The organism is Variovorax glacialis (assembly GCF_051216375.1).
GTDB lineage: Bacteria > Pseudomonadota > Gammaproteobacteria > Burkholderiales > Burkholderiaceae_C > Variovorax.
This window is the reverse complement of record NZ_JBPJZT010000013.1, coordinates 109,529-129,095: the sequence shown is the minus strand read 5'-3', so window position 1 is coordinate 129,095 and position 19,567 is coordinate 109,529. Positions and strand designations below refer to the sequence as shown.

At 67.2% G+C, this 19,567-nt stretch carries 21 protein-coding genes; 17 read left to right on the top strand and 4 right to left on the bottom strand.

Annotated features, from left to right (window positions below; all coding sequences use genetic code 11):
- Nucleotides 1-7: 7 nt before the first annotated feature.
- Entirely contained in the window at nt 8-358 is a 351-nt protein-coding gene (locus ACSFBL_RS27170; protein ID WP_435518933.1) for a GFA family protein, read from the top strand.
- A complete protein-coding gene (locus ACSFBL_RS27165) occupies nt 358-864 on the top strand; it encodes a GFA family protein (protein ID WP_435518932.1) in 507 nt (168 codons plus the stop codon). Before ACSFBL_RS27170 ends, ACSFBL_RS27165 begins: the two co-directional genes overlap by 1 nt.
- On the opposite strand, the gene ACSFBL_RS27160 is transcribed toward ACSFBL_RS27165, so the two are convergent.
- Complete coding sequence (locus tag ACSFBL_RS27160) at nt 806-1,633, bottom strand: IclR family transcriptional regulator (RefSeq protein ID WP_435518931.1); 828 nt, start codon at nt 1,631-1,633, stop codon at nt 806-808. The genes ACSFBL_RS27165 and ACSFBL_RS27160 overlap by 59 nt on opposite strands.
- 119 nt (nt 1,634-1,752) lie before the next feature.
- Between ACSFBL_RS27160 and ACSFBL_RS27155 the strand changes: the two genes are divergently transcribed.
- The 7 genes from ACSFBL_RS27155 to ACSFBL_RS27125 all read left to right on the top strand — a co-directional run bounded on the left by ACSFBL_RS27155 (nt 1,753) and on the right by ACSFBL_RS27125 (nt 8,632).
- Entirely contained in the window at nt 1,753-2,712 is a 960-nt protein-coding gene (locus ACSFBL_RS27155) for an MBL fold metallo-hydrolase (RefSeq protein ID WP_435518930.1), read from the top strand.
- A 125-nt stretch (nt 2,713-2,837) separates the two neighbouring features.
- On the top strand, nt 2,838-4,520 hold the full coding sequence (locus tag ACSFBL_RS27150; RefSeq protein ID WP_435518929.1) for an FAD-dependent oxidoreductase: 1,683 nt from the start codon (nt 2,838-2,840) through the stop codon (nt 4,518-4,520).
- A gap of 4 nt (nt 4,521-4,524) precedes the next feature.
- Complete coding sequence (locus tag ACSFBL_RS27145; protein WP_435518928.1) at nt 4,525-4,716, top strand: DUF2783 domain-containing protein; 192 nt, start codon at nt 4,525-4,527, stop codon at nt 4,714-4,716.
- 18 nt (nt 4,717-4,734) lie between these two features.
- On the top strand, nt 4,735-6,036 hold the full coding sequence (hmgA, locus tag ACSFBL_RS27140; protein WP_435518927.1) for a homogentisate 1,2-dioxygenase: 1,302 nt from the start codon (nt 4,735-4,737) through the stop codon (nt 6,034-6,036).
- Entirely contained in the window at nt 6,033-7,307 is a 1,275-nt protein-coding gene (gene fahA / locus ACSFBL_RS27135; RefSeq protein WP_435518926.1) for a fumarylacetoacetase, read from the top strand. Before hmgA ends, fahA begins: the two co-directional genes overlap by 4 nt.
- 78 nt (nt 7,308-7,385) lie before the next feature.
- Nucleotides 7,386-8,159, top strand: coding sequence for a hypothetical protein (locus tag ACSFBL_RS27130; RefSeq protein WP_435518925.1), 774 nt, complete (start codon nt 7,386-7,388; stop codon nt 8,157-8,159).
- A complete protein-coding gene (locus ACSFBL_RS27125; protein ID WP_435518924.1) occupies nt 8,156-8,632 on the top strand; it encodes a type II toxin-antitoxin system VapC family toxin in 477 nt (158 codons plus the stop codon). The genes ACSFBL_RS27130 and ACSFBL_RS27125 overlap by 4 nt, the downstream gene beginning before the upstream one ends.
- A gap of 153 nt (nt 8,633-8,785) precedes the next feature.
- Here ACSFBL_RS27125 and ACSFBL_RS27120 read toward each other — a convergent pair whose 3' ends face one another.
- Nucleotides 8,786-9,232, bottom strand: coding sequence for an acyl-CoA thioesterase (locus ACSFBL_RS27120; RefSeq protein WP_435518923.1), 447 nt, complete (start codon nt 9,230-9,232; stop codon nt 8,786-8,788).
- Between the two features lie 44 nt (nt 9,233-9,276).
- A complete protein-coding gene (locus ACSFBL_RS27115; RefSeq protein WP_435518922.1) occupies nt 9,277-10,191 on the bottom strand; it encodes a LysR family transcriptional regulator in 915 nt (304 codons plus the stop codon).
- Between the two features lie 133 nt (nt 10,192-10,324).
- On the opposite strand from ACSFBL_RS27115, the gene gtdA reads away from it, so the two are divergent.
- The 8 genes from gtdA (at nt 10,325) to ACSFBL_RS27075 (ending at nt 19,230) form a co-directional block, all read left to right on the top strand.
- The gene (gtdA, locus tag ACSFBL_RS27110) at nt 10,325-11,395 is read left to right on the top strand and encodes a gentisate 1,2-dioxygenase (protein ID WP_435518921.1); all 1,071 of its coding nucleotides are present in this window, start codon (nt 10,325-10,327) and stop codon (nt 11,393-11,395) included.
- Nucleotides 11,396-11,474: 79 nt separating this feature from the next.
- Complete coding sequence (locus ACSFBL_RS27105) at nt 11,475-12,179, top strand: fumarylacetoacetate hydrolase family protein (RefSeq protein ID WP_435518920.1); 705 nt, start codon at nt 11,475-11,477, stop codon at nt 12,177-12,179.
- Nucleotides 12,180-12,204: 25 nt separating this feature from the next.
- Complete coding sequence (locus tag ACSFBL_RS27100) at nt 12,205-13,425, top strand: 3-hydroxybenzoate 6-monooxygenase (RefSeq protein ID WP_435518919.1); 1,221 nt, start codon at nt 12,205-12,207, stop codon at nt 13,423-13,425.
- A 48-nt stretch (nt 13,426-13,473) separates the two neighbouring features.
- Complete coding sequence (locus tag ACSFBL_RS27095) at nt 13,474-14,457, top strand: Bug family tripartite tricarboxylate transporter substrate binding protein (RefSeq protein WP_435518918.1); 984 nt, start codon at nt 13,474-13,476, stop codon at nt 14,455-14,457.
- 76 nt (nt 14,458-14,533) lie between these two features.
- Entirely contained in the window at nt 14,534-15,508 is a 975-nt protein-coding gene (locus ACSFBL_RS27090) for a Bug family tripartite tricarboxylate transporter substrate binding protein (RefSeq protein WP_435518917.1), read from the top strand.
- Nucleotides 15,509-15,729: 221 nt separating this feature from the next.
- A complete protein-coding gene (locus ACSFBL_RS27085; RefSeq protein WP_435518916.1) occupies nt 15,730-17,076 on the top strand; it encodes an FAD-dependent oxidoreductase in 1,347 nt (448 codons plus the stop codon).
- Between the two features lie 91 nt (nt 17,077-17,167).
- Nucleotides 17,168-18,085, top strand: coding sequence for an acyl-CoA thioesterase (locus tag ACSFBL_RS27080; protein ID WP_435518915.1), 918 nt, complete (start codon nt 17,168-17,170; stop codon nt 18,083-18,085).
- Nucleotides 18,086-18,117: 32 nt separating this feature from the next.
- Entirely contained in the window at nt 18,118-19,230 is a 1,113-nt protein-coding gene (locus ACSFBL_RS27075) for an NADH:flavin oxidoreductase/NADH oxidase (RefSeq protein ID WP_435518914.1), read from the top strand.
- Nucleotides 19,231-19,239: 9 nt separating this feature from the next.
- Here ACSFBL_RS27075 and atpE read toward each other — a convergent pair whose 3' ends face one another.
- Entirely contained in the window at nt 19,240-19,482 is a 243-nt protein-coding gene (gene atpE, locus ACSFBL_RS27070; protein WP_435518913.1) for a F0F1 ATP synthase subunit C, read from the bottom strand.
- Between the last annotated feature and the right edge of the window lie 85 nt (nt 19,483-19,567).

The window sequence follows — 19,567 nt, the reverse complement described above, 5'->3', positions numbered from 1 at the left end:
GACTTGCATGAAATACGAAGGTAGCTGTCATTGCGGAAAGATCGCCTTCGAGGCGGAGGGCGAGATACAGGGCGCACTGGCCTGCAACTGCTCCATGTGCCAGCGGAAGGGCTCTCTGCTGTGGTTCGTTCCGCGCACGCAGTTCACGCTGCTCACGCCGGAGGACGACAACATGGGGACCTATCTCTTCAACAAGCATGCGATCAGGCACCGCTTCTGCAAGACCTGCGGCATCCAGCCGTTTGCCGAGGCCACCGACCCGAAGGGCGTGCCGACCATCGCGGTCAACATCCGCTGCCTGGAGGGCATCGACCTCGATGCCGTGCCGGTGAAGCACTACGACGGGCGATCGCACTGATGTTCCCGCTGGACGGCGGCTGTACCTGCCGCGCGGTGCGCTATCGGATGGCGACGAAGCCGCTATTCGTGAACTGCTGCCACTGCCGCTGGTGCCAGCGCGAAACCGGCGCTTCGTTCGCGCTTAACGCGATGATCGAGAGCGACCGCGTGGAACTCCTGCAGGGCGAGGTCGAACTGGTCGATACGCCGTCGCTCAGCGGCAAGGGCCAGAAGATCGCGCGCTGCCCCCGCTGCCACGTCGCACTCTGGAGCCACTATGCCGGCGCCGGTGAATCGGTGAAGTTCGTCCGTGTCGGCACGCTAGACACACCGGATTCGCTGCCGCCGGACATCCACATCTTCACGGCGTCGAAGCAGGCCTGGGTGGTGCTGCCACCGGGCACCCCGGCGGTGGACGCGTACTACAGCCGCTCCGACTACTGGCCGGCCGAGAGCATCGAACGGCTCAAGGCCTTGAAGGGCCGGCCCCCAGCCGCTCCGACACCTGGGCAGCGCAGGCCTTGAGCGGCACCGCGACCTCGCCGTCCCATTGCGTATCGAAGATGGCGGATGGCCCGATGGCGGTGATGGCCAGCACGATGGCGCCCGTGTGATCGAAGGCCGGCGCCGACATCGCGCTCACGCCGGGAAGGATCTCGCCTTCGGACCGGCTGAGGCCGTGGGTGCGAACCTCGTGCAACTGCGCCTCGAAGGCCTTCCAGCTCGGTAGGGGCTGCACCGGGGGCATGCCACGTCGCGGCGCCACGGCGGCGCCTTTCTGCTCGCGCAGGCGCTCCTCTTCCAGGAGTTGCTTCACCACCGAGGCGTCCAGGTAGGCGCCGAACAGCCGGCCCGACGCGGTGTTGGTCAGGGAGAACACCGTGCCGTGCCGCATGTTCACGTGCAGCGGCGCCGGCGATTCGGCGATGCGCACGATGGTGGCGCCCCGGTCGCCCCACACCGCGATCGCCACGGTCTGTCCGATCTGCTGCGCCAGTTCCGCGATCAGCGGCGTCGCGACGTGCACGGGATTCGCCTGCTGCAGGCTGATCAACCCCAGTTGCAACGCGAGCGGTCCGAGCAGATAGTGGCCGCTGGTGCGGTCCTGCTCGATCAGCCCGAGGCGGCCGAAGCTGACCATGTAGGGATGCGCCTTGGCGGGGGACATCTCGGCCTCGCGGGCGAGGTCCTTCAGGGCCATCGGCCGGCCGTGGTGCACCAGCGCGCGCAGCAGCTGGCCGCCCACCTCGATGCTCTGGATGCCGCGCTGGGCGCGATCGGTTTCAGTGTTCATGGCCGTGCCCGTCGTTCGTTCATGCAGAAGACATTAGACATTAACTGATTGCCGAATTACACTTCGCACATTCGTTCCATGCAAATCAATTCACGTTAGACGAATCAAGGAGACCCACGATGTCAGAGACCAAGAAGTTCGCCAGCCAAGCCGACCTGGAAGAAAAGAAGATCACCTTCAGCCAGATTTCGGAGCACGCGTGGGCCTACACGGCCGAAGGCGACCCCAACACCGGCATCGTGATCGGCGACGACTGCGTGCTCGTTGCCGACACCCAGGCCACGCCGGCCATGGCGGCCGACGTCGTGCGCCGCATCCGCGAAGTGACCGACAAGCCCATCAAGTACGTCGTGCTCACGCATTACCACGCCGTGCGGGTGCTGGGCGCCGCCGGCTACAAGCCCGAGCACATCATCGCGAGCCAGGACACGCGCGACCTCATCGTCGAGCGCGGCGAGCAGGACAAGGCCAGCGAGATCGGCCGCTTCCCGCGCCTGTTCCAGAACGTCGAGACCGTGCCGCCGGGGCTCACCTGGCCGACCATGACCTTCACCGGCAAGATGACGCTGTGGCTCGGCAAGCTCGAAGTGCAGCTCATCCAGCTGGGCCGCGGCCACACCAAGGGCGACACGGTTGTCTGGCTGCCGCAGGAGCGAACGCTGCTCTCGGGCGACCTGGTGGAGTTCGACGCCACGCCCTATGCCGGCGACGCCTACTTCCAGGATTGGCCGAAGACGCTCGACAACATCGCCGCGCTGAAGCCGGCCGCGCTCGTCCCCGGCCGCGGCGCCGCGCTCACCACGCCGGACGAGGTCGCCAAGGGACTGGCAGGCACGCGCAGCTTCATCGCCGATGTCTACAGCAGCGTGCAGGAGGGCGTGAAGGCAGGCCGCGACCTGAACGCCGTCTACAACGACACCTACGCCAGGCTCAAGCCCAAGTACAGCCAGTGGGTCATCTTCGACCACTGCATGCCCTTCGACGTGAGCCGCGCCTACGACGAAGCGTCGGGCCATGCCGACCCGCGCATCTGGACGGCGGAGCGCGACATCGAGATGTGGAAGGCCCTCGAAGGCTGACCCCATTTGCTCCCTCCCCCTCTGGGGGAGGGCTGGGGTGGGGGCACGCGGCGCCAACATCGACCGCCGGCCCCCCTTCCCGGCCTTCCCCCGGAGGGGGAAGGAGAAAGACAGGAGACAAGACCTTGGACGCACTCGCAACTGGCACCGCGCAGACCGACTACCAGTCGCTGCGCTTCGACTACCGCCGCCACGCGGACCAGGACGCCGCATCGCCGGCGCGCCGTCCGGTCGTGGTGGTCGGCGCAGGCCCGGTGGGCCTCGCCCTCGCGATCGACCTCGCGCAGCGGCAGATCCCCGTGGTGCTTCTGGACAACGACTGCACGCTCTCGACCGGCTCGCGCGCCATCTGCTTCGCCAAGCGCACGCTGGAAGTCTTCGACCGCCTCGGCTGCGCCGACCGCATCGTGGCCAAGGGCGTCTCGTGGAAGGTCGGCAGGGTGTTCTTCCGCGACGAGCAGGTCTACAACTTCGACCTGCTGCCCGAGGCGGGGCACGAGCGGCCGGCATTCGTCAACCTGCAGCAGTACTACGTCGAGGGCTACCTGGCCGAGCGCGCGGCCGAGCTGCCGCTGATCGACCTGCGCTGGAGCAACAAGGTGGTCGGCGTCGAGCAGGCCGCGGACCACGCGCTGCTGACCATCGAGACGCCGGACGGCAACTACCGGCTTGCCGGTGACTACGTCGCCGCCTGCGACGGCTCGCGCTCGAACATGCGCCAGCTTCTCGGCCAGGAGGCGAAGGGCCGCGTGTTCCGCGACCGTTTCCTGATCGCCGACGTGACCATGGACGCAGACCTGCCGACCGAGCGCCGCTTCTGGTTCGATCCGCCTTTCCATCCCGGCCAGAGCGTGCTGCTGCACAAGCAGGCCGACGGCATGTGGCGCGTCGACTTTCAGCTCGGCTGGGACGCCGATCCGGTGGAAGAGCGCAAGCACGAGAACATCATCCCGCGCGTGCGGGCCCTGCTCGACAGCATCGGCCACGAGAAGGTGCAGTTCACGATCGGCTGGGCCAGCGTCTACACCTTTGCGTGCCAGCGCATGGCACATTTCCGCCACGGGCGGGTGCTGTTTGCGGGCGACTCGGCGCATGGCGTCTCGCCCTTCGGCGCGCGCGGCGCGAACTCCGGCGTGCAGGATGCCGACAACCTCGCGTGGAAGCTCGCCGCCGTGCTACGGCACGAAGCGCCCGATGCGCTGCTCGACAGCTATGCGAGCGAGCGCGAATACGCGGCCGACGAAAACATCCGCCACTCGACCCGTGCCACCGACTTCATCACGCCCAAGAGCGAGATCAGCCGCGTCTTCCGCAACGCGGTGCTCGAACTCTCGAAGCGCCACGCCTTCGCACGCGCACTGGTGAACAGCGGCCGCCTGTCGGTTCCGAGCACGCTGCATCGCTCCGCGCTGAACACGGTCGATGTGGATGCCTTCGCCGGCGCGATGGTGCCCGGTGCACCGGCGGCCGATGCGCCCGTCGTTCGGGCTGACGGAAACACTGGCTGGCTGCTCCGTGAACTCTGCCCGGCGTCGACCGGCGAGCCCGAGACGCGCTTCACGGCCGCCGTCTTCGGCGAAGGCAACGCCGCGGAGCGAAGTCTGCGCATGCTGGCGCAAGCCGACGTGCCGCTGCACATCGTGCGTGTCGCGGCCACCGGCGAGGGCGAACTCGCGGCGAAGCGTTACGACGCGCAGCCCGGCACCGTCTACCTCCTGCGCCCCGACCAGCACGTGTGCGCTCGCTGGCGGCAACCCACTCCGGAGGCCGTGCGCGCCGCGTACGACCGTGCGTTGGCAAAGGCATAGAGCGATGGACCTGATCACCACGCCCAACCTCGAAGCGCCGGACGACTTCTACGAGGCGCTGATCGAAGCGCACCAGGGCCTTTCGACCGAAGAGAGCCACGCCTTCAACGCGCGCCTCGTGCTCGTACTGGCGAATCACATCGGCTCGACCGCCGTGCTGCGCCAGGCTTTCGAAGCCGCTGCGCCATCACGCTGAAATTCAAGAGAGGACACCATGAAGAATGCATCCGCCGACCTCCGCTACCAGAGCGGCTTCGGCAACGAGTACGCCACCGAGGCCGTCCCCGGTGCCTTGCCGCAGGGCCGCAACAGCCCGCAGCGCGCGCCCTTTGACCTGTATCCGGAGCTGATCTCGGGCACCGCCTTCACTGCGCCGCGCCACGAGAACCGCCGCACGTGGATGTACCGGCGCCAGCCTTCGGTGGTCTCCGGCCGCTACAAGGCTTACGCGCAGTCGAGCTGGAAGACCGGCGCCGACCGCGAGATCGCGCTACCCCCCGAGCCCTTGCGTTGGGCACCCATCCCGCTGGACAACGCCGACGTCGATTTCATCGACGGCGTTCATACGCTGGCGGCCAATGGCGATGCCGAGGCGCAGACCGGTCTGGCCGCGCACGTCTACCTCGCGAGCCGCTCGATGCAGCGCCGCGCCGTCGTCAACGCCGATGGCGAGATGCTCTTCGTGCCGCAGCAGGGGCGGTTGGTCATTACCACCGAGATGGGCGTGCTCGAAGTCAAGCCCGGCGAGATCGCGCTGGTCCCGCGCGGCGTCGTGTTCAAGGTGGGGCTGCCCGATGGCCTGTCGCGCGGCTACCTCTGCGAGAACTACGGCGCGCAGTTCCGCCTGCCCGAACTGGGGCCGATCGGCTCCAATGGCCTTGCGAATTCACGCGACTTCCAGGCGCCGGTCGCGGCCTTCGAGGATGCGAGCGTTGGCTACGAGTTGATCAAGAAGGCAAGCGGCCGCTTCTGGTCGGCACCGACCCGGCATTCGCCCTTCAACGTCGTCGCCTGGCACGGCAACCTGTCGCCGGTGAAGTACGACACGGCGCACTTCATGACCATCGGCTCGATCAGCTTCGACCATCCGGACCCGTCGATCTTCACCGTGCTCACCTCGCCGAGCGACACCCCCGGCACGGCGAACTGCGACTTCGTGATCTTCCCGCCGCGCTGGCTGGTGATGGAAGACACCTTCCGTCCGCCCTGGTACCACCGCAACCTCATGAGCGAATTCATGGGGCTGGTCTACGGCGAATACGACGCCAAGCCCGGCGGGTTCAAGCCCGGTGGTGCCAGCCTGCACAACTGCATGGTGCCGCACGGGCCCGACGAGGAAGCCTTCGACAAGGCCAGCAACGCCAAGCTCGCGCCGCAGAAGCTGGACAACACCCTGGCCTTCATGTTCGAGAGCCGCTACCGCTTCATCCCCACCGAGTTCGCGATGCAAAGCCCCGCGCTCGACCAGAACTACGCCGACTGCTGGGCCGGCCTGCAAGACAAATACAAGCCATGAACACATTGAACGCAACCCACGATCCGAAGCTGCGCAGCTGGGTGGCCTCGGCCAACGAAGTCGGCAGCGACTTCCCGATCCAGAACCTGCCCTTCGGGCGCTTTCGTCCTGCCGGCAGCGGTGAGGGCTTCCGCATCGGCGTCGCCATCGGTGAACAGGTGCTCGACCTGAAGGCCGCGGGAGTCGTCGACACCGATGACATGAACGTGCTGCTGGCCCAAGGCGCCGGCGAGCGGCAGGCGCTGCGCTCGGCCCTTTCCGAAGGCCTGCGCGAAGGCAGCGCGAAGCAGGCCGCCTGGAGCAAGGCGCTGTTTGCGCAATCGGCCGTCGAAATGACCGTGCCCTGCCGCATCGGCGACTACACCGACTTCTATACCGGCATTCATCACGCCACCACCGTCGGCAAGCTGTTCCGTCCGGACCAGCCGCTGATGCCCAACTACAAGTGGGTGCCCATCGGCTACCACGGCCGCGCGTCGTCGATCGCCGTGAGCGGCCAGCGCTTCAAGCGCCCGCAGGGCCAGACCAAGGCGCCCGAGGCCGAATCGCCGAGCTTCGGACCGTCGAAGCGGCTGGACTATGAGCTGGAACTCGGCTTCGTCGTCGGCCAGGGCAATGCGCTCGGCGAGCCGATCGCGATCGGCGATGCCGAACGGCACCTGTTCGGCGTGACCTTGCTCAACGACTGGTCCGCCCGCGACCTGCAGGCCTGGGAGTACCAGCCGCTCGGCCCCTTCCTGTCGAAGAACTTCGCGAGCACGCTGTCGCCCTGGATCGTGACGATGGAGGCGCTTGCGCCTTTCCGCGCCAAGTTCGAGCGCGCCGCCGGCGATCCCCAACCCCTGCCCTATCTCGATTCGCCCGCCAACCGCGAAGCCGGGGCGCTCGACATCACGCTCGAAGTCTGGCTGCAGACCGCGAAGATGCGCGAGGCCGGGGAGGGCGCGGTGCGGCTCACGCGTGGCAATACCACGCAGGCGGCGTACTGGACCGCCGGCCAGCTCATCACGCACCACACCGTGAACGGTTGCAACCTGCAGCCGGGCGACCTGCTCGGCTCCGGCACGCTGTCGGGACCGAAGGCCGACGAAGCAGGATCGTTGCTCGAACTCACGATGGGCGGCAAGCAGCCGATCACCTTGCCGAACGGCGAGCGCCGCACCTTCCTGGAAGACGGCGACACGCTGAGCCTGCGCGGGTATTGCGAGCGCGACGGGGCCGTGCGCATCGGCTTGGGCGAGGTGAGCGGGACGGTGTTGGCTTCGAATTGAAGCGATGACGGCATCGCCACGGGCCGCTTTGTGAAAGATGGGCAGACGAAAGCCGGCGTCTCTACAATCATTCGGATCATGGAAGCTCAGCGAATTACCGTTGCTTTAGTCGACCGTTCGGCGGGATTTGAGGCGACCCCGGATCGGGTCAAGCTGAGTACCTTGGCGAATTTCGCGGCGGACGTGGAAGCGTTTCTCCGCGGGGAAGCCCGAGAGGTTGATCCGGGCCAATTGGATGTGTCCGTTGTTGCCGGCTCGATCGCCATACAGACGGCGCCCATTCCCTCGGCTCCGATCCTGTTCGCGGATTTGAGCGCCCTGTTGAGTTCAGAGTTGCTCGACACGGTGGACCGCAGGCGCCGTGAAGTGATTGAACGCTGGCAAAAGGTGGCCCGCGGCGCAGGCGACATTGCATTCCGAATCACTGCACCTTTTCTTCCGAAGCCCGTGGTGGTCAGCCTCGAAAGCGACTACCGGGCGGATGACGCCGATCAATGGGTGCAGGTGGAACGCTATGTCCGCGGAGAGATTCAGGATCTTGGTGGCGTGACAAAGGCGAATGCGCACATTCGCCTTCCTGATGGCAGCTCCCTCAAGGTTTCTACAGATCGAGACCTGCTCCGCAACGACAAGGTGAACCGGCTCTACAAGATGGCGATGCTGCGCGTGAGAGCGCAGTACAACGTGCTTACTCGGGAGTTGCGCGACGCCAGACTTGTCGAGTTCGTTGAGTACGCCCCCAGCATTGACGAAGAAGAGCTGGCGCGATTGACCAAGCGAGGTGCTCAGGCGTGGAAGGATATTCCCGACGCGACTTCGTGGGTCGATGAATTGCGCGGAGGGACAGATTGAACAGTGTTCTGCTGGATACCAGCTTTCTTATTTCGTTCAGCGACCCCACTCGAACACATCACGCTACCGCGCAGCGCTACTACAGGGAATGCGTTCAGCGCGAAGTGCCGCTATTCCTGTCGACCATCGCAATTTCAGAGTTTCAGGTTCGCCAGGCGATCAACGATCTGCCTTTGCGAAACTTCGTCGTGCTCCCTTTCAACGTTGACCATGCGATGGCTTGCGGATTGTTGTTGCGAGCCAATTCGCGGGACGCGGCCGACGATCGAGCCCGGGTGAAAGACGATTTCAAGCTGATTGCGCAATGCCAGTGCGAGGGCATTACGCATTTGCTGAGCGAGGACGCAGGGACCCTCGCAAAGTACATGAGCAGAACAAGCCGACCGGGCCCTGGATGGACCAGCGTCGTCTTGTTGAAGGACGGTTTTGACGCCAGTTGGTTCGAAAACGGACAGAGCCGCTTGATACCGTAGCGTCTTTCGTTGCCAAAAGGATCTGCGGCTCGCCCGAAGGCGCGCAGGTTCGTCAGGCTGGTCTTGGCGCGAAAGCTTCTCCGACACTGCTTGGGCCGAATGGCCGCTGCGGGGGCGCGGCCAGCCTTTCACCCCCGGTCAGGTCGAGCTTCACTAGTTCCCGGCCGCCGCGCGCGAGGCCTCCAGGTGCGCCCTGGCCCTTTCGGCCAGCGCCATTTCACCCGGCGTGCCGGGCGTGAAGGCGTCGACGGGCAGGGTGCGGCCATGCGAATCGACCGAGACGAAGACGACCAGGCACTCGGTCGTCTTCTGCATCTCGCCGCCCTTCATGTCGCCGCTGCGCACCTCGACGGAGATGTTCATGCTGCTGTTGCCCGTGTAGGCCAGCCGCGCCTCGACCTCGACCAGGTCGCCGATCATGATCGGGCGGTGGAACCGGATGCTGCCGATGAAAACGGTGACGCAGTAGCGCTTGGACCAACTGGTGGCGCACGCGTACCCGGCCTCGTCGATCCACTTCATGACGGTGCCGCCATGGACCTTGCCGCCGAAATTGACGGTGCTGGGCTCGGCAAGGAAGCGCAATGTGATCGAAGACATGAGTTGCCTGGGCGAGGAGTTGGTCGGTGGGGCGCCCGTGGCAATTATGCGAGCGCGGGACCGGTCTTTGGCCCAAAGAGTTGCGCCACGGTGCGCCGCAACCACACGTTGCCGGCGTCGGCATGGAAGCGCTCGTGCCAGTGCTGCTTGACGGCGTAGGGCGGCAGCGAGAAGGGCAGGTCGAGCAGCCGGACAGGCTCCTGCGTGGCCAGCACCTCGCCGAGGATGCGCGGCACGATCACCACCAGCTCCGTGTGCGCGACGATACGCGCCACGCTCAGGAAGCTCGACAGTCGCGCCACCACGTTGCGTTGCAGCCCCAGGCGGGCGATCGTCTTGTCGACGATGGCATGGCCGGTCCCGGAGGACGAGATCACCGCATGCGCCTCGCCCTCGAAACGCTTGCGCGTGAGGCGCGCGCCGATGCGGGGGTGGTTCCGCGCCACCAGGCACACGAAGTTCTGCATGAAGAGCGTCTGCTGGTAGAAGCCCGCGTCGAGCTGCGGCATGAAGCCCACCGCCAGGTCGACCTCGCCATCCTCCAGCCGGCGGCCGCTCTCGGTGGAAATTATCTCGGTCTCGAGGTGCACGCCCGGCGCGACGCGCCGGAGGTGGTCGAGCAGGCCCGGCAGCAGCACCACCTCGCTGATGTCGGTCATGCAGATGCGGAAGTTGCGCCTCGCCTCGCCCGGATCGAAGGCGCTGCGGCTGCCGCGCGCCTGGTCGAGCTGCGAAAGCACCTCGCGCACATGGACGACCAGCCGCTGGGCGTAGGGCGTGGGCTGCATGCCCTGCGCCGTGCGCGCGAACAGGCGGTCGTCGAAGTGCGCGCGCAGCTTGTTCAGCATGGTGCTTGCCGCCGCCTGGGCCATGCCGAGCCGGTCGGCCGCCTTCGAGACGCTGCCGGTCTTGTAGACCTCGTCGAACACGGCGAGCCATTCGAGATCGAGCTTGGACATCGGATTTCCTTGGGGACTACGACGCCCATTATCGAAAAACGATATTCCGGGTATTGGCTGCGGGTCTTGAACAAATAGTGGGGGCGTCCAACAATCACCCTCATCGGCGGCCCACCGCCAGGAGACAAGCCCCATGAAGACCGCCTCGCAGGCCGTACGCACCGACGCCGCCGAACGCCTTGCCTACTACGACCGGATTCGTCCGCTGAACCTCACGCCCCTATGGGAGTCGCTTCACGCCCTGGTGCCGCGCGAACCCCAGACGCCGTGCGTGCCCGCGCTGTGGCGCTACGACGCGATCCGCCCGCTCCTGATGGAATCGGCCGAACTCATCACCGCCGAGGAAGCGGTTCGCCGTGTGCTGGTGCTGGAGAACCCGGCCATCCCGGGCCGCTCGTCGATCACGCAGTCGCTCTATGCCGGACTCCAGCTCATCATGCCGGGCGAGGTGGCGCCCTCGCACCGCCATGTGCAGTCCGCGCTGCGCTTCATCGTCGACGGCAAGGGCGCCTACACCACGGTGGGCGGCGAGCGCACCACCATGTACCCGGGCGACTTCATCATCACGCCGTCCTGGGCCTGGCATGACCACGGCAACGAGGGCATCGAAGGCGTGACCGAACCCGTCGTCTGGCTCGACGGCCTCGACATCCCGATGATTCGCTTCTTCGACGCCGGCTTCGCCGAGAACGACGACGCCAAGGTGCAGCACGTCGCGCGGCCCGAAGGCCACAGCCTGGCGCGCTTCGGCCACAACATGGTGCCGGTGCGCCACGACCACCACGCGCCGACGTCGCCGATCTTCAACTACCCCTATGCGCGCAGCCGCGAGGCCCTCGCCCAGTTGCAGAAGCAGGAGGCGCCCGACGCCTGGCTGGGCCACAAGCTGCGCTACATCAACCCGCTGACCGGTGGTTCTCCGATGCCGACCATCGCGACCAACCTGCAGCTGCTGCCGTCGGGCTTTGCCGGCAGGACGCATCGCGCGACCGACGGCGCCATCCACAGCGTGGTCGAAGGCCGCGGCGTCGCGGAGATCGGCGGGCAGCGCTTCGACTTCGGTCCGCGCGACACCTTCGTCGTCCCGTCGTGGGCGCCGCTGCGCCTCTCGGCGAGCGAAGAGACCGTCCTGTTCAGTTTTTCGGACCGACCCGTCCAGCAGGCGATGGGCGTGTTGCGCGAAGCCTTTCTCGACGAGGGGTGAAGCGCGGCCCGCCGTCGGCGGCCTGCCTTTCGCCCTGCCTTTCCTGATCAACGTGCCGCACGCCGCGGCAGGAGCCTCCATGTCTTTCGTCATTTCCCCTCCGGCCATCGTCGGCCTGCCCGTCGCCGGTTCGTCCGATCGGTTTCCCGTCCGTCGCGTCTACTGCGTCGGCCGCAACTATGCGGCGCATGCCCGCGAGATGGGCTTCGATCCCGACCGCGAGCCGCCCTTCTTCTTCTGCAAGCCGAACGACGACGCCTCGATCGTGCCGGTGCCTGCCGGCGAGGCCGTGGGCATTCCCTACCCGGGCCAGACCGCCAACTACCACTATGAGGCCGAACTGGTCGTGCTGATCGGGCAGGGCGGCCGCGACATCGCCGTTGACGATGCGGTGAACCACATCTACGGCTACGCGGTCGGCCTCGACATGACGCGCCGCGACCTTCAGATGAAGATGCGCGAGCAGGGCAGGCCGTGGGAGATCGGCAAGGCCTTCGACTTTTCGGCGCCGGTGGGCGTGGTGCGTCCGCGTGCGGCGATGGGCGAGTTGAAGGACGGCGAGATCGTGCTCGAAGTCGACGGCGAAGTCCGCCAGAAGAGCAACATCCGCAACCTGATCTGGTCGGTGAGAGAAGTCATCGCCAACCTGTCGACCCTGTTCGCGCTGCAGCCTGGCGACCTGATCTTCACGGGCACGCCCGAAGGGGTCGGCGCGGTGAAGCCGGGGCAGACCTTGCGCGTGCGCATCGATGGGCTCGAGTCCATCGCCGTCCGCGTCGACTGATCTCTCTCCATCGGAGGCCTGCATCATGCGCTCGACATCCAACGCAAGACCCACCGTGCTGCTCGTCGGCGGGGGCATCGGCGGCATGGCTGCCGCGCTCGCGCTCGCGCGGCTCGGCATGTCGATCGACCTGCTGGAGCAGAGCGCCGCCATCGGCGAGATCGGCGCCGGCCTGCAGCTCGGGCCCAACGCCTTCGCCGCGCTCGATGCCCTAGGCGTCGGGGAGGCGGTGCGGCGCGGGTCCGTGTTCACCGACCGGCTCGTGATGATGGATGCGGTCGATTGCAGCGAGGTCGCTTCGGTGCCCGTCGGCGAGGCTTTCAGGGCGCGCTTCGGCAACCCCTACGCGGTCAGCCACCGCGCCGACCTGCATGGGGCGATCCACGACGCAGTCAAGGCGCATCCGATGATCCGCTTCCACACGTCGGCGCACGTGGAGGCACTGGACATCGGCGCCCGCGGCGTGACGGCCGTCACGCGCGACGGCCGGCGCTTCGGCGCGGATGCGATCGTCGGCTGCGACGGCGTCAAGTCAGTGGTTCGCGCCAAGCTCATCGGCGATACGCCGCGGGTGTCGGGCCATGTGGTCTACCGCGCCGTCGTGCCGGCAGCCGACATGCCGGAGGACCTGCGCTGGAATGCGCCTGTGGTGTGGGCCGGACCCAACTGCCACCTGGTGCACTACCCCCTGCGCCACGGCGAGCAGTACAACCTGGTCGTGACCTTCCACAGCCGCGAGCGCGAGCAGTGGGGCGTGAGCGATGGCAGCAAGCAGGAGGTGCTGTCGTACTTCGACGGCGTTCACGAAAGGCCGCGGCAGTTGCTGGACCGGCCCACGTCCTGGCGCCGCTGGAGCACCGCCGACCGCGACCCGGTGGCGAACTGGAGCGAAGGTCCCGCCACGCTGCTGGGCGATGCGGCGCATCCGATGATGCAGTACCTCGCGCAAGGCGCCTGCATGGCGCTGGAGGATGCGGTGACGCTCGGCAAGGCCGTCGAAGCCTGCGACTTCGACCTGCCGGCCGCCTTCCGTCTCTATGCGGCGGCCCGCATTCCCCGCACGGCGCGCGTCGTGCTGTCGGTGCGAGAGATGGGGCGTCTCTACCATGCGAAGGGTGTCGAGCGGCTCGTTCGCAACGGCCTCTGGACCGGCCGCTCGCCGGAGCGCTTCTACGACGCGGTCGAGTGGCTGTATGCGTGGAATCCAGCGCAGTGTCTCGCCGACGCCCGCCTCGCAGGCGCCTGACCGCGATACTGCGCAGCTTTCCCATCCCGATCCTGGAGACATCCCGTCATGAAATCCATCCTCTCGCTGATTGCCGGCACCGCCGCGGCGCTCCTTGCCGTGACCGCTTCCGCGCAGTCGCCGGCCTCGGACTTTCCGAGCAAGCCCGTCACCATCGTCACGCCCTTTGCCGCAGGCAGCGGGCCCGATGCGGTGCTGCGCCTGATCTCGGACAAGCTCGGCCGGCTGTGGAATCAGCGCGTGCTGGTGGACAACAAGCCGGGCGGCGGCGGCTTCATCGCCATCGAGCAGGTGCGCCGCGCAGCACCGGACGGCTACACGCTGCTCCAGCTCGACAGCGAGCACATCGCCGCCTTGCCGCATCTCTACAAGTCGCGCAACTTCGTGACGCTGCAGCATTTCGATCCGGTGGCGTCGCTGTTCCGCACGCCCTTCTTCGTCGCCGTGCCGACCGATTCGAAGTGGAAGAACATGACGGACCTCATCGCGTCGGCCAAGGAGAAGCCGGGGCAGGTGAGCTATGGATCGTGGGGCGTCGGCAGCCCCGGCCATCTCGGCGGCCAGCAGCTCGAAGCCCTGACCGGCACGCACATGCAGCACGTGCCGTATCGCGAGGTGTCGCAACTGTTCGCGAACGTCGGTTCGGGCGAAGTGCAATGGAGCTTCGCGAGCATTCCGTCGAGCCAGGGCATCTACAAGGCCGGCAAGCTGCGCTACATCGCCATCGCGGCGCCCAAGCGCATTCCGCAGATGCCGGACGTGCCCACCATGGCGGAGGCCGGCGGCCCGGCCAGCCTGGAGGTGAACTCCTTCGTGTCGCTGCTGACGCCCAAGGGCGTGCCACCGGCGATCAAGGCCCGCATCAACGCCGACGTGGCGAAGGTCATCGCCGATCCGGAGATCCGCGCGCGCTTCGAGACCTTCGCCTTCGAGCCGCTGGCCTGGTCGCCGGAGGAGATCGAGCGCAATGCCGAAGCCAAGTCGAAGATCTACGGCGAGCTGGTCCGCCGCGGGAACATCAGCCTCGATTGATCTCCTGACGTCTTGTTACGCGCGGGGCTTATCCTTCGTTCCTCCTTTCAATTCCTTCCCCCGCTTCATTTCCTCTATGCATGCATCCAAGAGAGCCCTCCTGATTGCGGCCTGCGGCCTGGCCGCGGGCGCGTTGCCCGTGATCGCCTCGGCGCAAGGCACATGGCCCACCAAGCCGGTGCGACTCGTCGTCGGCTTCCCCGGCGGGTCCACGCCCGACATCGCGGCGCGCACCATCGCCGAGCCACTGTCCAAGGCACTCGGGCAGCCGGTGGTGGTCGACAACAAGCCCGGCGCATCCGGCAACATCGCGGCCGACCAGGTGGCCAAGGCGACGGACGACCACACGATCGGTATCGTCATCAACGGCAACCTGACCTCGTCGAAGATGCTGTATCCCAAGCTGCCCTACGACCCGGGGAAGGACTTCACCTATCTCTCGCTGATCGCCACGGCGCCGCTGGTGCTCGTGTCGCAAAGCAGCCTGCCCACCGGCGCCGCCTTCTTCGACGCCGCGCGCAAGGGCGGCGACAAGTGGAGCTATGGCTCCGTCGGCGTGGGCTCTGTCGGCCACCTGGGCATGGAACTGCTCAAGAGCAAGGTGCCGGGGCTGAAGGCGGAGCACGTGCCCTACCAGGGCAATCCGCAGGTGATGACCGACCTCATCGGCAACCAGATCCAGATGGCACTCATTCCCCCGGGCGTGGCGCTGCCTCAGATCAAGGCCGGCAAGGTCAAGGCCGTCGGTCTCACGAGCGGCCGCAGCACGCTGGCGCCGGACGTGCCGCCGCTGTCGGATGCGGGCGTGCGCGATTTCAACCTCGAGGTGTGGACGGCGCTGCTCGGCCCCGCGAACCTCTCGAAGACCGCGCAGGACCGCATCTCGAAGGAGCTCGCGATCATCATGAAGTCGCCGGAAGTGCGCCAGAAGCTGTTCGAGCAAGGGTGGCAGGCGGTGGGTACTTCGGCGGACGGCATGCGTGCGCGGGTGAAGGAAGAGTCCGCGATCATGTCGAAGATCATTGCCACGAATGGCATAAAACTTCAATAACTGGCTCGCCCCCAGGCTTGCTCACTTCGTGTAGCCGCCTACCCTTTGCCGGGGACAACACCAGCGGCCCGGCGGAGCCGGTTCCGCGGTGTTACTGAACTCGCCCCCAGGCTTGCTCACTTCGTGTAGCCGCCTACCCCCTGCCGGGGGCAACACCGGCGGCCCGGCGGAGCCGGTTCCGCGGTGTTTTCCGAAGGTGTTGGGACTATGGAACTGTTGATATGAACTCGATCATTCGTGACCCTGCGCGCGATCTGGCGGTGTTTGGCGAGTACGACGTCGTCGTGGTTGGCGGCGGGCCTGCGGGCATCGCCGCGAGTGTGAGTGCTGCGCGCCATGGCGCGCGCACGCTGCTGGTGGAGCGGTACGGCTTTCTTGGCGGCATGGGGACGGCTGGTGGCGTTACCAATTTCGCGGGCCTGTATGGCAAGCGCAATGGGGAGATGACGCAGCTCGTGCATGGGGTCGCGGACGACCTGCTTGCGCGCATCGACGCGATGGGCGGGCTCAACAAGCCGCAGGATGGGATGCAAGGGCGCATCCGCGTGCGGTCCTACGACACCTCGGTCTACAAGTGCGCGGCGGATCAGTTGCTGCTGGGTTCGGGGGTGGACCTGCTGTTCCACGCATGGGCGGCGGCCGTGGTGATGGAAGGCACGCGCATCGCCGCACTGGTGGTCGAGACCAAGTCGGGGCGGCAGGCGATTCGGGCGAACGCGTTCATCGACGGCAGCGGCGATGCCGACGTCGCGGCATTTGCGGGCGTGCCTTTCGCGGTGGGTGACGGCCATGGCAGTGGGCTGTTTCCGTCCACCATGTTTCGCGTCGGGCATGTCGATGCGTCGCGCGCACTGGCGGCGGTGGGCGAGTTCAGGGCCATCAACGACCTAATGGCCAATGCGCGTGAACGCGATCCGGAGGCCTACCGCTTCCCGCGCGAGGGCGCGATCCTGCGGCCGCAGATTGATCCGCGGGAATGGCGTGTCAACGTCACGCAGATCCGCAACGCGGAGGGTGGTGCGATGAACGGCGTCGATGCGCGCCAGCTCAGTGACGGCGAGGTCGAAGGGCGCCGGCAGATCGGCGAGTACTTCCGCTTTCTCAAGGCCGAGGTGCCGGGCTTCGAGCAATCGGCCATCGTGGAGATCGCGCCGCAGGTCGGCATCCGCGAGACGCGCCGCATCGAAGGCGTCTATGCGCTGACGGGTGAGGACATCCTGTCGTCCGCGCGTTTCGACGACAGCATCGGCATCAACGCCTGGCCGATGGAAATGCATGCCGCGGGCAAGATCGAATGGGCGTTTCCGCGCGACGACAACCGCACCTACAACCAGCTGCCCTGGCGCATGCTGGTGCCGCGCGGGGTCGACAACCTGCTGGTAGCCGGCCGCTGCGCGTCGATGACTCATGAGGGCCAGTCCGCCGCGCGCGCGAGCGGGGGTTGCTTCGTGATGGGCCAGGCCGCAGGCACCGCTGCGGCCTCGCTGGGAAGCGGCAGCTTCGCGTCGGTCGATGTGCCGAAGCTCCAGCAGATGCTGGCCGCCGACGGCGTCGATCTGGACCGCTGATTCCTGCCGGGTGACAGCCGCGGGACACCGCCGCGGCCGTCTCTTTGCTATCGTCGCAGGCTCTCCCCTGCCTGCGAACGCCTTGCCCCCGATGACCGATTCCGCCACCGCCGCCCGACTCGTCGACGAACTCGTCGAACTGATGCGCCTCGAACCGCTGGGCAACGATCGCTTCCTGGCGCAGAGCGAGGACATCGGCACGCCCGCCGTCTTCGGCGGGCAGGTGCTGGGACAGGCGCTGATGGCGGCCAGCCAGACTGTCGCGACCGATCGTCCGGCCCATTCGATGCACGCCTACTTCCTCCTGCCGGGAGAGCACGCGCCGATCGAGTACGCGGTGGACCGCGTGCGCGACGGCCGCAGCTTCACCACGCGGCACGTGGTCGCGCGGCAGGGCGAGCGGATCATCTTCGAGATGTCCGCGTCGTTCCAGACGGTGGACGACGGCATCGAGCACCAGCTTCCGATGCCGGAAGCGGCCGGGCCCGAAGGCCTGCCGAGCGAACTGGACCAGCGCATTGCGCTCGGCGAGCGGCTGCCCGAACGCTGGCGCGCCAAGGGACTGGTGCCGCATGGCATCGAATACCGCCGCGTCGAGCCCGACGACCTGCTTGCGCCGGAACGGCGCGCGTCGGAAAGCGCCCTCTGGATGCGCGCCATCGCGCCGCTGCCGGACGATCCCAACGTGCACCGCGCCTTGCTGGCCTATGCGTCCGATCACGGCCTGCTGCGCGCCGCCATGCTGCCCCACGGGATGAGCTTCATGAGCGGCCGAGTGCGCCCCGCCAGCCTCGACCACGCAATGTGGTTCCACCGCGATTTCCGCATGGACGACTGGCTGCTCTACAGCATCGATTCGCCGAGCGCGAGCGGCGCCCGCGGGCTGTGCCGGGGCAGCATCTTCACGCGCGACGGCCGGCTCGTCGCATCGACCGCGCAGGAAGGCATGTTGCGCATCCTGCGCGCGGGAAGCCCCTCGTCGAGCGCCGGGGGCGCGGCACCGATATAAGGGAGGACTTCATCCCCTAACGGTTGCCGCCCATGAGTGTCCTGTTCTCGCCCTACGACCTGGGCCCGCTGCAGCTTCGCAACCGCGTCGTCATCGCGCCGATGTGCCAATACTCCGCCGACGACGGCAACGCGGGCGACTGGCACATGGTCCATCTGGGGCAACTCGCGCTGTCCGGCGCCGGCCTGCTCACCATCGAGGCGACGGCGGTGGAGGAAATCGGGCGCATCACGCCCGGCGACCTCGGCCTCTATTCCGACGACAACCAGGCTGCGCTGGCGCGTGTGCTGGCCGCCATCCGACGCTACTCCCGCATCCCGGTCGCCATCCAGCTCGGCCATGCGGGCCGCAAGGCGTCGAGCCGCGTGCCATGGGAAGGCGGCCAGTGCCTGACGCCGGACGAAGGCGCCTGGCAGACGGTGGCGCCGTCCGCGATTCCGCATGCGGCGGGCGAGCCGCCGCCAGTGGCGCTCGACGCCGAGGGCCTGGCGCGCGTGAAGGCGGCCTACGTGCGTGCGGCGCAGCGCGCGGACGCGCTGGGCCTCGATGCGATCGAGGTGCATGCCGCGCACGGCTACCTGCTGCATCAGTTCCTGTCGCCGATCGCCAACCAGCGCGACGACGCCTGGGGCGGCGCGCTCGAGAACCGCATGCGATTTCCGCTGGAGGTGTTCGATGCGGTCCGTGCCGCCGTGCCGTCGCGCATGCCGGTCGGCGTGCGCATCTCGGCCACCGACTGGGTCGACGGCGGATGGGATGTCGAGCAGAGCATCGTGTTCGCGAAGGCGCTTGCGCAGCGCGGTTGCAGCTACATGCATGTGTCGTCGGGCGGTGTGTCGCCGCTGCAGAAGATTCCGCTGTCTCCCGGCTACCAGGTGCCGCTGGCCGAGCGCATCAAGACGGCGGCCGGGCTCCCGACCATCGCGGTGGGACTCGTCACCGAGCCTGCGCAGGCCGAGGCCATCCTCTCAGAAGGGCAGGCCGACCTGGTGGCGCTGGCCCGGGCGATCCTGTTCGAGCCGCACTGGCCGTGGCGCGCGGCCGCCGAACTGGGTGCCCAGGTCGAGGCGCCGCCGCAGTACTGGCGCTCCCAGCCGCGCGACCTCAAGGCGCTCTTCGGCGACGCCCGCATCGGGCAGCGCTGAGCGCACGCGTCAGCCCTTGAAGGGGTTCGCCGTCGCGAACCAGAGGCCGATGCCGGTCGCGATGATGAAGGCCCCGTCGGTGACGCCCGCGATCAGGAAGAACAGGGTCTGCAGCGTGTCCTTGAGTTCCGGCTGGCGCGCCGTGCCTTCGAGGAGCTTCGACCCGACGATGCCGATGCCGATGCATGAGCCCACCGCCGCGATGCCGATCAGCAGGGCCACTGCGAGGGGGAGGATGTCGAAGCCGTTCATGAGTCGCTTTCTCTGGTTGCCGCCGTCGCCCCGTTGGTTCCGGCCTGGGACCAATGTCGCCGCAGGCGCGCACGCCGTCGATGAC

Excerpts from the sequence above, each read along its gene's own strand:
- ACSFBL_RS27080 (WP_435518915.1), top strand. The coding sequence starts at position 17,168 with ATGACCGATTCCGCCACCGCCGCCCGACTCGTCGACGAACTCGTCGAA.
- ACSFBL_RS27100 (WP_435518919.1), top strand. The coding sequence starts at position 12,205 with ATGCGCTCGACATCCAACGCAAGACCCACCGTGCTGCTCGTCGGCGGG.
- ACSFBL_RS27095 (WP_435518918.1), top strand. The coding sequence starts at position 13,474 with ATGAAATCCATCCTCTCGCTGATTGCCGGCACCGCCGCGGCGCTCCTT.
- ACSFBL_RS27105 (WP_435518920.1), top strand. The coding sequence starts at position 11,475 with ATGTCTTTCGTCATTTCCCCTCCGGCCATCGTCGGCCTGCCCGTCGCC.
- ACSFBL_RS27120 (WP_435518923.1), bottom strand. The coding sequence starts at position 9,232 with ATGTCTTCGATCACATTGCGCTTCCTTGCCGAGCCCAGCACCGTCAAT.
- ACSFBL_RS27160 (WP_435518931.1), bottom strand. The coding sequence starts at position 1,633 with ATGAACACTGAAACCGATCGCGCCCAGCGCGGCATCCAGAGCATCGAG.
- atpE (WP_435518913.1), bottom strand. The coding sequence starts at position 19,482 with ATGAACGGCTTCGACATCCTCCCCCTCGCAGTGGCCCTGCTGATCGGC.
- ACSFBL_RS27085 (WP_435518916.1), top strand. The coding sequence starts at position 15,730 with ATGAACTCGATCATTCGTGACCCTGCGCGCGATCTGGCGGTGTTTGGC.
- gtdA (WP_435518921.1), top strand. The coding sequence starts at position 10,325 with ATGAAGACCGCCTCGCAGGCCGTACGCACCGACGCCGCCGAACGCCTT.
- ACSFBL_RS27130 (WP_435518925.1), top strand. The coding sequence starts at position 7,386 with ATGGAAGCTCAGCGAATTACCGTTGCTTTAGTCGACCGTTCGGCGGGA.
- hmgA (WP_435518927.1), top strand. The coding sequence starts at position 4,735 with ATGAAGAATGCATCCGCCGACCTCCGCTACCAGAGCGGCTTCGGCAAC.
- ACSFBL_RS27115 (WP_435518922.1), bottom strand. The coding sequence starts at position 10,191 with ATGTCCAAGCTCGATCTCGAATGGCTCGCCGTGTTCGACGAGGTCTAC.
- ACSFBL_RS27165 (WP_435518932.1), top strand. The coding sequence starts at position 358 with ATGTTCCCGCTGGACGGCGGCTGTACCTGCCGCGCGGTGCGCTATCGG.
- fahA (WP_435518926.1), top strand. The coding sequence starts at position 6,033 with ATGAACACATTGAACGCAACCCACGATCCGAAGCTGCGCAGCTGGGTG.
- ACSFBL_RS27075 (WP_435518914.1), top strand. The coding sequence starts at position 18,118 with ATGAGTGTCCTGTTCTCGCCCTACGACCTGGGCCCGCTGCAGCTTCGC.
- ACSFBL_RS27090 (WP_435518917.1), top strand. The coding sequence starts at position 14,534 with ATGCATGCATCCAAGAGAGCCCTCCTGATTGCGGCCTGCGGCCTGGCC.
- ACSFBL_RS27170 (WP_435518933.1), top strand. The coding sequence starts at position 8 with ATGAAATACGAAGGTAGCTGTCATTGCGGAAAGATCGCCTTCGAGGCG.
- ACSFBL_RS27155 (WP_435518930.1), top strand. The coding sequence starts at position 1,753 with ATGTCAGAGACCAAGAAGTTCGCCAGCCAAGCCGACCTGGAAGAAAAG.
- ACSFBL_RS27145 (WP_435518928.1), top strand. The coding sequence starts at position 4,525 with ATGGACCTGATCACCACGCCCAACCTCGAAGCGCCGGACGACTTCTAC.